The organism is Microseira sp. BLCC-F43 (genome assembly GCF_041929235.1).
GTDB lineage: Bacteria > Cyanobacteriota > Cyanobacteriia > Cyanobacteriales > Aerosakkonemataceae > Microseira.
In genome coordinates this window covers 1-12,920 of record NZ_JBHFNP010000346.1, presented here as the reverse complement: position 1 = coordinate 12,920, position 12,920 = coordinate 1, and the positions used below count along the sequence as shown (strand labels likewise).

Below are 12,920 nucleotides of genomic sequence, written 5' to 3'. Positions count from 1 at the left end.
TACCGCCGTCCGAGACTCCTGTCAGCTTGTGGGATACTTGGGATTTTCGCGGTCTGTGGAATCAGTCGATGTTGGTTTCCCAGGGTTCTCCCCCGAATAACTTGCCGCTGTTGTACCCAGTGCCGTGGCAATTTTATCCCAGGTAGTTAAATTATTGGGGATTCATCTCACCGCCAAGCTGACGCTATGGCGGGAGCCTTCTGCTGTTCGAGTTAAACTTCTATAAGGGGTGCAAAAACTAAACCTGACAAGATGGATATATAGACGCTCATGACAACAGAAGAAGCAATCTTATTTATAGAAGCTACCCTGGAAGCCAAAACAGGTAAACAACTAAGTAACCCAGAAAAAGAAATCCTCAAAGCTGCTTGGGAAAACGAAACCTACAGCAGCGTTGCCGACAGCTTATACTTGAGTATCGGGCATGTTAAAGATTTAGCCTCCCTGTTATGGCAACGTCTTTCAGACGCACTTGGGGAAAAAGTAACCAAGAATAACTTTCGCCGTTTAGTCGAGCAGCTTTGCGGCGTACCCACTCGCCCCTCTGTGAAAATAGAAGTAAGGGAAACCGATCAACCTACAGACCCCAAAGCGAATATCCTAATTGTTGATGACCTGATAGAAAACCTGCGATTTTTAACAGAATTATTGACTAAGCAGGGTTACAAAGTTCGCAGCGTCACCAATGGCAACATGGCATTAAAAACAGTCCGCAATAACCCCCCGGATGCGATTTTGCTCGATATTAAAATGCCTGATATGGATGGGTATCAAGTCTGCCTTGCCCTAAAAGCCGATGAAGATACCTCAGAAATTCCCGTGATTTTCTTAAGTGCGCTCGACCAAGTTATTGATAAAGTCAAAGCTTTTCAAGTCGGAGGAGTAGATTATATTACAAAACCCTTTCAGCCAGAAGAAGTAATTGCCCGCATTCAAACTCAACTGACCATGCAACAACAAAAACACCAGCTGCGACAGCAAATAGAGCGACATCAACAAACCGCAGAAATTCTCTACCAATCTCGCGCCCTACTTGCAAGTTTATTGAACAATTCCTTAGATGGACTGGCAGCGATGCAAGCGGTAAGAGATACGATAACTGGAGATATCCAGGACTTTCGCTGTTTGGTAGTTAATCCTGTCATTGCTAAACTATTTGGCAAAAAACGAGAAGACCTTATGGGTAAGTTAGTGGTCAAGAAACAACTTAATCAACTCACTCCACGATTGTTTGATTCATTGGTGCAAGTTGTTGAAACAGGAGAAGTCCTGGAGCAAGAATTTTATTGGAACTCTGATGACTTTCAGAAATGGTATTCCTTGATTGCCGTTAAATTTGGAGATGGTTTTTCGATTACCATCCGCGATATCACAGAATTTAAGCAGCTTAAATTAAAGTTAAAGCTGCAAGCGGATTTTGCCTGAACAGTAGTGTGTGGATGGCTAATTGCTCGCTTGCTAATTGCTCGCTTGTCAATTGCCTCCTCCAGCAGCCATTAGCGATTAGCTATTAGCAGTTACACAACCGTTGCAAGAGGACATGATATTACCCATGGGGAGCCAAAAACCCGGTTTCTCGGATCGCCCTTTGTTTTTTTGCGTAAGTCCTGATGAATTATCTGCAATTCTGGCTGCTGGCGCTGTTTCTGAACTTTATTTTTGACCAACTAACGGTTCAGTTAAATCCAAAATTTTTTCAAACTCAAACTTATTAACCCAATCCTTGAGAGCGATCAACTCAAGAGCATGAGATGAAGGAATTTCCTCAATTAGTTGAGAAACTAATTCCGAATCTGCGTCCAGAGCGGCTTCATGCAATTTAGCAATCCATTTCTTGGACATAGCTGCTAGTATAACTGTTAAATTTAACGGTTCAACAGTCACATTTCCAGGGCGAGAATGCGGATCTTTTTCCTCATAAATATAACTCACTCCCAGATATTTAGCCATGATGTCAAAGATAGTTTCTTCTGGGAATGGTTTTCGCACAAAATCATTGCAGCCAGCCGATAAAACCACCGACTTTTCTTCTTCAAACACGCTAGCAGTGAGCGCAATGACAGGGGTGGCTTGACCTTTGGTCGTGCTTTTAATGCGTTTCGTTGCTTCATACCCATCCATCACGGGCATGAGCATATCCATCCAAATCAAATGGGGTGACCATGATTCCCAAATTTCAATCGCTTCACTACCGTTACTAGCTTCTCGTACCTCAAAACCAACGGGCGAGATCAGTTGAACTAACAATTGACGATTTATATCGCTATCATCCACCACCAAGATGCGATATTTTGGTTGGTTAGGAGCAAGGGCAATAAGGCGACGACTTTGGGGTTGGTTCTCAAATATCCCATCAGCAATACCCACGGGAATGTCAAATAAAAACCTTGTGCCTTCTTTTGGTATTGCGTCGTCGTTCAATTCCCTGGGAGGGGTTCCCGGAGTAAACATTTTACCGCCACTGATAACGGTTATTTTACCCCCCATCAACCTGACGAATTGATGGCTAATCGTTAATCCTAATCCCGTTCCTTCCTGCACTTTTTGCCCGGATGTGGTTTGTACAAAGGGTCGGAATAGTTTGTTGAATTCTTCAGCAGCAATACCAACGCCTGTGTCTTTTACTTCAAATTGAATTCTCCTCTTGCCCTTGTCAGGTGTCAGTTGTGTTTGTTTTTGGCGAATTACGACTCTTACGCTCCCAGATGCAGTAAATTTAATCGCATTACCGATTAAGTTAATCAGTACTTGCCGCAATTTAACTTCATCGGTGCGAATATATTTGCTTACATCAGGCCCACAGTCAAATTCTAACTGTAAACCTTTATTTTTCGCTCTCAAAGAAAACATATCTTCCACATCTGCCAGTAAGTAGTGGAGGTTGAAGTTATTTTCCGATAGCGCCATCCTTCCTGCTTCAATTTTCGAGAGGTCAAGCACCTGATTAATCAAAGTCAGCAGATGTTCTCCACTGCGATGAATAATGTGCAGGTTTTCCAGTTGTTTTTTTGAGAGATTTGCATCATAATTCATCAGTTGGGAAAAGCCGAGAATGGCGTTAAGGGGAGTTCGCAATTCGTGGCTCATGTTGGCGATGAAAATGCTTTTGGCACGGTTAGCGGCTTCGGCTGCTTCTTTTGCTTGTTGCAGTTCAGCTTCGGCAAGTTTGCGCGAACTAATATCCTCTACTGAGCAAAGAATTTGGGTGGGGAAGCCCAAATCATCTCTAGAAAATACTACTTCTCGCGCCAAAAGCCAACGCCACTCCCCATTCTTGTGTCGGAAGCGATATTCGGTGGAGAGAACTTCATTGTCGCCAAGATTGATGAAGCGACGCGATATGTCTTTCCATAAGTGTTGGTCATCTGGATGAAAGCAATCGATTAACCACTGTCTAGAAGCTTGGGAAATTTCTGCCTGCGAGTAGCCTAAAACTGTAGTATACTGCTGGTTAAGATAAATATTTGTTCCCTGCTTAAGGTCAAAGAGAAACAAAATTTGCGGCACCGTATCGGCAAGTTTTTGCATAAAATATTGGCTATTGCGTAATGCTGCTTCAGCTTGTCGGCGAGCGCGGATTTCCTGTCTCAATCGGGTATTGCGCTCGATTAATTTTTGATTTCTTTGCCGCAGTTGTGCTTGCATAGAACGCAAGTTGAGTTGATATTGTATCCGCGCTAACACTTCTTCTACGTAAAAGGGTTTTATAATATAATCAGCCCCCCCAATTTGAAAGGCTTTAGCTTTATCTAACCCTTCGGAGATCGCACTTAAAAAAATAACGGGTATATCTTTGGTTTGCGGGTCGGCTTTCAGTCTTTGACACAGTTCATAACCGTCTAAATTGGGCATAAGTATATCAAGTAAAATTAAGTCTGGCGGACTTTTTTTCACAGCTTCTAGGGCTAAATATCCATCAGGAACGGGGCGCACGGCGTAGCCATTTTCTCGTAAAACCTTAACTAACAAACGTAGGTTATCAGGAAGATCATCAACCACTAATATTTTTGCTATAGTTTTGGTGTTTTGAGGTAGAGCCATCTGAGTTTTCGGTCTGGTTTTCAAAAGTCCAGCGCGGCAATGTTATGGAAGATTTAACTCAAAGAGGGTTTGGGGGCGATGTTCGTCTTGCGCTGTAGGTTGATTCTCGGTGTCTGGGTAAAAACCTGACTGTACAAAGGTGTAAGTCTTCCAAAGTCATTTGGCAGCTAGTACCTTTGGACTCTGGGGAAGCAAAACGCCTATGCAATCGGGCTGTCGGATTCATAAATCGGCAACGGTTTGTGACTAGATAAGTGGCGAAAAACCCGTAAGGGAAGTAACTAGGAATGCCCGAGCGTGAGGTAAGGAAAGCCATCGCTGTAGAGTGTACAGCGTCGGGAGGATGTCAACTTTTTTCTGCCCAAAGGGACTGGTACTGTTTAACTGAATCTTCGGAAAGAGGAAGCAGAAATTCGCTTTGTTTTATAATTTCCGCTGGTGGCAAAAGTACCCGATTGTTTTTTAAGGAATCTGGTATCTCTTCGGGTTTCATGCTGACTAAGATGGGTGAGACAGCTTGGGTAAAGCGAGAAAGTTGACGCGCAATGTTTGGTTGCCAACAGAAATCAATCCATTGTTGCACCAAAGGCGGAGTATCTGGACTTTTTTCGTTTTTGGGACGTACCCATAAATCTGCCCAAAGAGCGGTGCCAGATTGGGGAACCACTAGCTCAATTTGACGATAGCGTCGCGCCAGAGGCAATAAATCGGTAGACCAACCGACAGCCAGCCAGGTGTCTCCTAAAATTAGGGGTTGTTGGTAGGCATTAGAACTATAAAATTTAACTTGCCGATCCAGGGCGCGAAGGTTTTCTTTCAGTTGTGGAACTTTGTCAAGATTTGGGGTGTTGTAGGATAAGCCTAGTTTCTTTAAAGTCAGCCCGATGACTTCCCGTGGTTGGTCGAGTAAGGAAATGCGACCTTTGCAGTCCTCCCGCCACAAATCCCACCAGTCTGTAGGCGGCTTCAAACCACTCGAATTAAATTTATCGCGACGATAGGCAATAACCGTGCTGCCCCATCGGTAAGGCGCCCCCCAAATTTTTCCGTTTGGATCTGGTTGTCCAGTGTCGTTACGTCGCACGAGTTGTTGCCACTCTTGCGGTAATTGCTGCCAAGCTTTGAGCTGTTTTGGGTCGAGGGGTTGAATTAGCTTCTGTTTAATTGCTGGGGCTAACCAATAATCCCCCAATGTGACCAAATCGGCAGTGGGAGTGGTTTGTTGACCGCCAAAAGGCAACAGCCGCGATCCCAGATCGTTATCGGTTGATTTTTTCTGCATCGATCGCAGGCGTGTAAATAAGTCCAATAGCTGAGCTTCCGCCACAAAATCCAATTTGGCTGACTGCTGCAATCCCTGGCGAAATTCATCTAAAATTTGGGCTGGGATAGAATCTTTCAGCAGCCGTACTTTCAACGCTGTCCCAGGGTTGCGATCGCACCCGCTCACTAGCCCAGACAACGTCAGGCTTCCCGCACCGACTAAAAAAGACCGTCTCTTCATCTGATTTTGGCTCGTGGCTGCTCATATCCCGCTCTTTTAGATTATCTTAAGCGGTTTTGCAGCGTTATAGGTAATGGGTAATGGGTAATTGGTAATGGGTAATTGGTAATCGAATATCCACAGAACTTAGGCTCATATTCCGGGTTTCTCTTAGAATAAACCCGGTTTCTGGCCTCGACCTGCGTCCCTCCCGATCCACCTACTACCCTTTTGACCCTTAGCCGCCAAAATTGTTCGCTTTCCTTCTAGTAATTTTTTCCTATTTAGCTGCCGAGTTAACGTAAAGTTTTATAACAAAACTGAAAAGCAGATGATAGTGCCATTTCTATCAAAAGTTAAATAATCCTATTGTTAGATTACTTTTAACTTATTGTTCTTTAGGATGAAGGAAGCAATCAGCACTCATTGGGGCTTGGCATGGATTCATTACAAAATCAAGTCACCGCTTTGAATCACAAAGTGGATGCACTGTATCAAATTATCGAGCAGCTAAGCAATAAATTATCCGAAGTTATCTCTGAGGTAAGGCTAACGGCTGGCTCTAGCATTGACGGCTCGCCGCTGAAAACCAACGAAAGACGCTACTCCGCTTTAGCTAATAGCCGTCTCGATACGGCTTTTGCACACAAAGATGTCCTAGTTGATACCAACTACTTAGATGCTGGTTCTACTACCCGCGAAAAAGAGTTGTCACCAGAAATACAAATCCAACGGCTAACCGCACAACTAACAGCAGCATACAACCGCATTGCCGCTTTAGAAGAACAATTACTCGCTCAAAGAGTTCATTAACCCGGTAGTTGACCTGACATTAGCTTGCTTTGTCGCAAATGTATGGAAGGCGTGCGTCGTTTCCCAACAGACAAGGAGTTTTCCTTGTCTGTTTTTGATTCGGGACTTACGCAAGGGCGTTGCCATCACCAAAGTTTCGACCAAAATCTCTAGCTGACAAATCAACGATTTTTCAGAGAAACTTTGGTGTTTGCGTAAGTCCTATGATTGATATTTCCGCTTTAATTGGCGAAACGTTCTGCGATTGATTCAATTGCTTGAAGTAGTTGAGTTTGCTTCCAGCCTTTGTATAAAGAAGCCGCTATGCAGGAAGCACCCGCTCCTACGCCTTCCTTTACATATCCTTGTTCGTAAGCTTGTAGCTTTCCGTAACGCGAGGTAACAAAACTCAGCTGGGTAGCGATCAAAGGTACTGAGCCAATTTCTTGTGCCAATCCTACCGTGTCGCCCGTGGGGTCTTCTGCCACCCAGCGGGTTGTGCCGACGACAATTTGTTCGGGTTGCCAATTGAGGGCATATTTTAGGGCGATGTCTCGCATCAGCGCGTAGACGGCGAGCATTTGCGTCCCACCAGCGAGCATAACACCCGTTGTCCGACTTGCTGCGATCGCCATCCCAGCCACCACCACCTGCATCGGATCTCCCACCGCTGCAATTAACTCTAGCGGGGGCCCCTGGGCCCCTGGGCCCAGGGGCCCAGGGGAATTTGAATGTACATTCTCCTCATCTCCCCTGCTCCCCTGCTCACCTGCTCCCCATCTCCCCTGCTCCCCTACTCCCCATCTCTCCCTCGCCGCTTGCAGTCCTGCTTGCACGATCTCCCACTTCTGGGCATGATTGCATTGGGGGTGGCTGCTATTGACCTTTCCAGCGGCTTTGATACCCAAGCCAGTTAAAACCGCAAGTGCAGTTGTAGTTCCTCCCACGACGCATTCGCCTAAAATCAGATAGCTCGATGGCTGGTTTTGGGCTAACTTTTCGCCCCATGTCAACCCCTGCTCGAATAAATTTTTTACCGTGGCTAGTGCTAGAGCATTCCCGGAAGTGAGACAGCTAGCGCTTGTACCGCCTAAATCAATTGCAGGTACAGACGGCGGTTGGGGCAGTCCAGCGTTGAATAGATAAACTGGTAGGGACAGGGTTTCCACAACTGCGCGGGTAATGATTGCGGGTGAAGCACCCGCTGCCAGGGGTGGCAAGGGATATTGGGGGTTGGTTTGGCAACCTTGGGACAAAAACTCGGCATCTGCGATTGCAGTATAGCGCCGGTCATCTGGCGTTGCACCCGCTGCCGAAATTCCCGGAATTAATCCAGTTTCGGTAAATCCTAACACGCAAGCGAACGCAGGTTGGTAACCTTGGTATCGCTGCAACCATCGGTGTCCTGCTGGTATTTGGGTGTAAACGCGAATCGGTAATGCACCATCGGGCATAGAATTAATTGTAGATTGTAGATTGAAGAAAAGCAGATTTAATTACTACTTTCGCCAGATAAAAAATACCTATTTAACGAACCGCCAAGAAGCCAAGAACGCCAAGAAAGAAGAGAGGAAGAAGATAGGCAATTTTTTAGCATCCCAGGGAGTAATGCCAGATTTTAGATGGCAAATTGCCGATTTAATTTCAAATTTAAAATCTAAAATCTGCAATCTCAAATCTAAAATCTGCAATTCCCTTACTCGCCTTCATAATCGAGCATGACCTGTACCCAAGTGGGGGGGCGGGGAATGGGGTTTCCCAGGCGGTCTAGGAGAAACCAAGCGGCGATGTGGACGACGAATAGGTAAACGATATTGTTTAGAAGGACAACAGCGAGAGCGATCGCTTGAATCAGCACAACACTCGGCGTAGCTAATAAACCCAACTGCAAAAATATCCACTCTGCTAGCTGGGTGACTTGAGTTATTAAATAAACCCAAAGGTCTTCGCCCAACAAAATTGAAACCAACCAAAACCGAAAAAAGAAACCTATCGTTCCCAGCAGCGAACCCAAGGCGATAGAAACAGCCCAGTTAGTGCGGCGTCGCCAACAAGCCCCCAGCAGGACGCCCAACAATCCAAACGGCATAAAATACTGAATGCTGCGGGGTGGTCCCATCAGCACCGAAAGCAACAACCCAGAAACCAAAGCCGACATCCAAGCGGCGCGATAGCCCCACCGCAGATAAACCAAGGCAATTGGCACTGGGAAAAAGATCCGCAGCACCGGACCGAGGGGAAAATAATAGTTGACCAGCCAAATCAAGCTGGCGGTACTGGCTAAAAAAGCCGTTTCCACCAACACCAAAGCATTCTTCGCTCGCACCTGGGGATCGGATACAGGGGGACCCGAAGTAGAAGCGTTGACGGAATCGCTTGCCCTCGACTCTGGGGTTGCTTCAAACGGATCGTTCATGGCACTAGCAGCCCACCCAATTGATTTTGACGGGTTTTATGGTTCATTTTCACCTGCTTAAGAAGCTTTTTAGATAATGAGACGTTCGAGGGCATTGATATCGGGGATACGCAGGGTTTCCTGATCCCGCTGAATCAATCCTTTCTTTTCCAGCTTCGTCAGTACCCGCGTCACCGTTTCCCGCGCCAGTCCTGAGAGACTGCTCAATTCCCGGTGGGGTAAATTCGGAATTTCCGTTCCTTCTGACGTGCGCTTACCCTGCCCGTCAGCCAAGAATAATATCGTGTCTGCCACCCGCGACATACTATCAGATTCCCGCAAGCGCAGGCGACGGTTAACTTGACGCAGGCGTCGCGCCATCAGCTGGGATAAGCGGACTCCCGCCATTGGTTCGCCATAAATCAACTGTACGAAATCCTGAGCGGGCAGGTTGGCAATCATCGTGGGAGTCAGGGTGATCACGTCGGTGGAACGAGGCACCTCGTCTAGTGCCGCCATTTCGCCGAATACTTCCCCTTTGCCCAGGATATTCAGCGTTACCTCTTTACCATCTAGGTTATAGGTACGAATTTTCACCCAGCCATCCAAAATGAAGTAAACCGAACTCCCCCAGTCATTTTCCAGCAAAATTACCTGATTGGCTGGATGGCTGCGCGTGACAACGTGAGCCGTCGCTTTTTCGACGGCTGGTTCTGGTAACCCTGTAAAAAAAGGAGTGGTACGAATTAGCGCATTCACATTCGTCTGGGATTCTGTAGGGCGGATTCTATCTTCCATGAGGCCATCATGTCACGAGGAGTCTCGAATAACTGCGATCTATATCAACAGTGGCCTACTGAATTGGCACTGACTGATAGCGTGCAACACAAAACTTACACAAATCAAGCATTGCGCTTAAATTGACGTTTGTTTCCTGCCTCAACCAAGGATGACGGCATCTTCTTGTCCGCAGGCGTAAATTCCGGCGTTGCCCGCCGTACTCGGTCTGGTGGTGCATGTTCTAGATTGATAGCGGCGTTCAAATCCCGCGATATCGCATTTTTACAAGCACCACAATTGAATACTCTTTTTGGCAGCGGCATTGGTTGGACATGACCGCACTTAGAACATGTTTTCGACCATGGAAACCACCTATCCACAACTTCTACCTGAGTTCCGTATAATGCCTGTTTGTCAATCCCCATTCTGCGGCACTCGTATAAACCAAGACTGCCAATATATTTGGCTATCTTGCTATTAGCAATCCTGCCAAAACTGTTCAAATCTATGGGAATAAGGTAGTACTTTCGACTAATAGCGTTCGTTTTTTTCTGCCATAAATCGCTTCTGATGTTAGCACCTGACTTTTTCAAGACCGTGAAACTGTCCCGACTCTTTTTAGATTTGTATTGAGGAGAGCCAGTTTCACCCTGTCGCCACCCCTCAACAGCTTTAGCCAAATTCCCCATTGCTGATGAGTAGATAGCTGATGGGTACTGTTTCATCCCAGCATATTCAGCCTTAGTTTTGACATGGTTGGTCAAGACTTTCTCCATCTGGGTTAAACCCTTGGATTCCCTAGCTTTGATTCCCTCAAATCCCCATGACCAGACCAGTAGCGATAGCCCAAAGTTATACACTTTGCGACTAAATCCGGCGCCACCAGCAAGCCTTGAACGCTCTTTGTTGTTGAGTTTTAACTCTAACTTCAGGCTGTACATCGCTACTACGACCGCATTGGTAAGGAAAACTTAAAGATTTGCAACTGGGTAATGGGTGTCAGATTGTGAAACTCAATGTTAAGGATTAAGCGAAATACGTAGAGATTTGGTTACTTAGTACTGCGTCTTTAAAAAAATCTCTCGCGAATACAGCCCACCACCTTTAAGGTTGGGATACAGCGCGTTCAGCATATGGACGGTGCTGTCTTAAGTGTCAGCAGCCCTAAGTTTTCCCTTGAGAGTTCTGATATAGCTCCTAAGTACATCAGTCTGGGTTTGCCTCTCTTGTTCCCAGTAAGCTTTCAGTATTTCTTTTTGCTCATCTATTGCCTCAAACGTGATGAATTTTCTTCCCTTTGCCATTGTTTTGTACCAATTTATCCGGTACAATAATTCTATCAGGAACATCCTGACACCTGAACTGGATGTTCCAGTTCAACAAAAAAAACAAGTTGTTGATTGGTGAGTAAAAAAGCCACCTCTGAACCATCCAATTTATCTAGAGAGGGGTACGCAAAACCTAGCCAGAGGTTGAGACTGTAATCGTCGTAGTTGATAGATGGGACGGGGTGAAAGGCACTCCCGGTGGCAGTAAAATGCCTCCCTGATGTTGGTAGTGATATCAACAAAAGAAACGGTAAGGGGCAACTCCATGAATAAAACTCCAATGAGGGAGAACGTTGTTCGCAGACCAAGAGTTGGGCTAGACGGGAGAATCCAACGTGCTAAGAGCCGTTGGACTGTCAAAATATCAATATTTTTTGCATCAGGACTGACCAGCGATCGCGATTGAGATACAACAGTATAGAACGAATGCGGCAAGCGATCGCGTACCTTAAGCATCCGCTTTTTGCGAAGCCGTTCCCATATAGTAGCGTCTGGGTTGGCGATCTTCGGTTGGCGAATCGCTGCCAACCTACTGAGGATGACACCAGCTAGCGAGCTTGAACCCAGCGCAGGATGGCGCAAGCTTAAGCGGCAAAACCCCAAGCAACGCTGCACGGGGCTTGACAGTCGGGATCGCTATCACCACTCAGCTAGCAAGCAGCCGTAATTTTGACTACGCTGTCAACCCTTGCTGTTTTTAGCATACACTTTGTGTAGAACCGTTAGCTTGAATAGCGAGAAGCCCCACGTCTCAACCCGACAGGTGAGCGTGGGATGAATCGCGGGGCAAGGTCGGTACGGAGTTGCCCAATATGATTGTGTTGCATAAGAGCAGCTGTTATCATACTTAACTAAGCGTGATAAAGGTCGAGTCATGTTGAGAGCAGTCAAGGTCAGACTTTACCCAACCGAATTGCAGAAACAGCATCTAGCGCTAGCCTTTGGCTGTGTTCGTTGGGTCTGGAACCAGTCTCTTGTTACCATGTCCCAAACCTACAAGGACACTGGCAAGGGCATTTCTGCTCTCACCATGAAAAAGCAACTTCCTGTATGGAAGAAAGAACACGAATGGCTAAAGGTTTGCTATTCGCAATGTTTACAGAAATCCGTACTGAACCTATCTCAAGCCTTTATCAACTTCTTTGATGGGAGGGCAGGATACCCAACCTTCAAAAGTAGACATGGCAGGCAGTCGCTTCAATATCCTCAGAACGTAAAGGTTTTGAGTAATAGCGAGATTAAGTTTCCTGGTCTACTGGGAACGGTGAAAGCCAAAATCCACAGAGATGTTACAGGGGAACTTAAGACTGTCACTTTATCCAAAATACCAGATGGCAGATACTATGCTTCGCTGTTGATTGAGGATTCTATCTCACAGCCTGATACTAAAAGTGATGGTAAAGCGGTAGGGATAGACTTAGGAATAATTGATTGTGTCGTCACATCCGATGGCTCAAGGTATCAAAATCCTAAGCACCTAAGCAAGAGAGAGAAGAACCTAAAACGTAAGCAACGCAAGCTCTGCCGTAAAAAGAATAAGACTACAGGTAAACGTCGCTTGGCGAAACTTACTGTAGCTAAAGTTCACTCAAAGATATCTCGGATCCGAGAAGATTTCCTCCATAAGCTATCCCGTAAGATAGTCAACGAGAACCAAGTGATTGTGGTGGAAAATCTGGCAGTTACGAATATGGTCAAAAATCACAGCCTAGGGAAATCAATATCTGATGCTGGCTGGGGGATGTTTTGTACCATGCTCAAATACAAAGCTGCTGCAGTTGGAAAAGTCTACCTGGAAATTGATAGATTTTTCCCTTCAACACACCTTTGTTCAGAAACGCTGCTATCGATACCAAAAATGGACTTGTCCGTCAGAATGTTTGATTGCCCTCAGTGTGGAAATCGACACGACCGAGACATTAACGCAGCCATCAATATCAGAAATGAAGGCTTACGGATTTTGGCGTTGGGAACCAGCGCTTCTGCCCTTGGAGGGAGTGTAAGACCAAAGCGGTTTGGACGTAAGTCCACTACTGATGAGGCAACTCCCCGTGAATTGGGAAGCCTACGTTCACCCGATAGGGGAGCGTAGGTAGTTCAC

General features: G+C 46.0%; 11 protein-coding genes. 3 read left to right on the top strand and 8 right to left on the bottom strand.

Annotated elements, in window-relative coordinates; genetic code table 11:
- The first annotated feature begins 270 nt into the window (after positions 1–270).
- Positions 271–1,425 carry a response regulator gene (locus tag ACE1CM_RS45655; RefSeq protein WP_374886234.1) on the top strand — a complete coding sequence of 385 codons (1,155 nt, stop codon included), beginning with the start codon at positions 271–273 and terminating at the stop codon, positions 1,423–1,425.
- 228 nt (positions 1,426–1,653) lie between these two features.
- Here the strand turns inward: ACE1CM_RS45655 and ACE1CM_RS45650 are convergent, their stop codons facing one another.
- A complete protein-coding gene (locus tag ACE1CM_RS45650) occupies positions 1,654–4,041 on the bottom strand; it encodes a response regulator (RefSeq protein ID WP_374886233.1) in 2,388 nt (795 codons plus the stop codon).
- A 346-nt stretch (positions 4,042–4,387) separates the two neighbouring features.
- Entirely contained in the window at positions 4,388–5,545 is a 1,158-nt protein-coding gene (locus ACE1CM_RS45645; protein WP_374886232.1) for an extracellular solute-binding protein, read from the bottom strand.
- A gap of 417 nt (positions 5,546–5,962) precedes the next feature.
- Here ACE1CM_RS45645 and ACE1CM_RS45640 point away from each other — a divergent pair, with 417 nt between their 5' ends.
- Positions 5,963–6,337 (top strand): hypothetical protein, encoded by a 375-nt coding sequence (locus ACE1CM_RS45640; RefSeq protein WP_226586217.1) that lies wholly within the window; start codon positions 5,963–5,965, stop codon positions 6,335–6,337.
- 221 nt (positions 6,338–6,558) lie between these two features.
- Here the strand turns inward: ACE1CM_RS45640 and ACE1CM_RS45635 are convergent, their stop codons facing one another.
- The 6 genes from ACE1CM_RS45635 to ACE1CM_RS45610 all read right to left on the bottom strand — a co-directional run bounded on the left by ACE1CM_RS45635 (position 6,559) and on the right by ACE1CM_RS45610 (position 11,434).
- Positions 6,559–7,770 (bottom strand): nicotinate-nucleotide--dimethylbenzimidazole phosphoribosyltransferase, encoded by a 1,212-nt coding sequence (locus ACE1CM_RS45635; protein ID WP_374886231.1) that lies wholly within the window; start codon positions 7,768–7,770, stop codon positions 6,559–6,561.
- Between the two features lie 242 nt (positions 7,771–8,012).
- Positions 8,013–8,732 carry a DUF2232 domain-containing protein gene (locus ACE1CM_RS45630; protein ID WP_374886230.1) on the bottom strand — a complete coding sequence of 240 codons (720 nt, stop codon included), beginning with the start codon at positions 8,730–8,732 and terminating at the stop codon, positions 8,013–8,015.
- 69 nt (positions 8,733–8,801) lie between these two features.
- Positions 8,802–9,509, bottom strand: a complete 708-nt coding sequence (locus ACE1CM_RS45625) for a Crp/Fnr family transcriptional regulator (protein WP_374886229.1) — start codon at positions 9,507–9,509, stop codon at positions 8,802–8,804.
- A gap of 104 nt (positions 9,510–9,613) precedes the next feature.
- Entirely contained in the window at positions 9,614–10,432 is an 819-nt protein-coding gene (locus ACE1CM_RS45620) for a zinc ribbon domain-containing protein (RefSeq protein ID WP_374886228.1), read from the bottom strand.
- Positions 10,433–10,639: 207 nt separating this feature from the next.
- Positions 10,640–10,795 carry a hypothetical protein gene (locus ACE1CM_RS45615; protein ID WP_374886226.1) on the bottom strand — a complete coding sequence of 52 codons (156 nt, stop codon included), beginning with the start codon at positions 10,793–10,795 and terminating at the stop codon, positions 10,640–10,642.
- Between the two features lie 132 nt (positions 10,796–10,927).
- Positions 10,928–11,434, bottom strand: a complete 507-nt coding sequence (locus ACE1CM_RS45610) for a hypothetical protein (protein ID WP_374886225.1) — start codon at positions 11,432–11,434, stop codon at positions 10,928–10,930.
- Positions 11,435–11,693: 259 nt separating this feature from the next.
- On the opposite strand from ACE1CM_RS45610, the gene ACE1CM_RS45605 reads away from it, so the two are divergent.
- On the top strand, positions 11,694–12,911 hold the full coding sequence (locus ACE1CM_RS45605; RefSeq protein WP_374886223.1) for an RNA-guided endonuclease InsQ/TnpB family protein: 1,218 nt from the start codon (positions 11,694–11,696) through the stop codon (positions 12,909–12,911).
- The last annotated feature ends 9 nt before the right edge of the window (positions 12,912–12,920 follow it).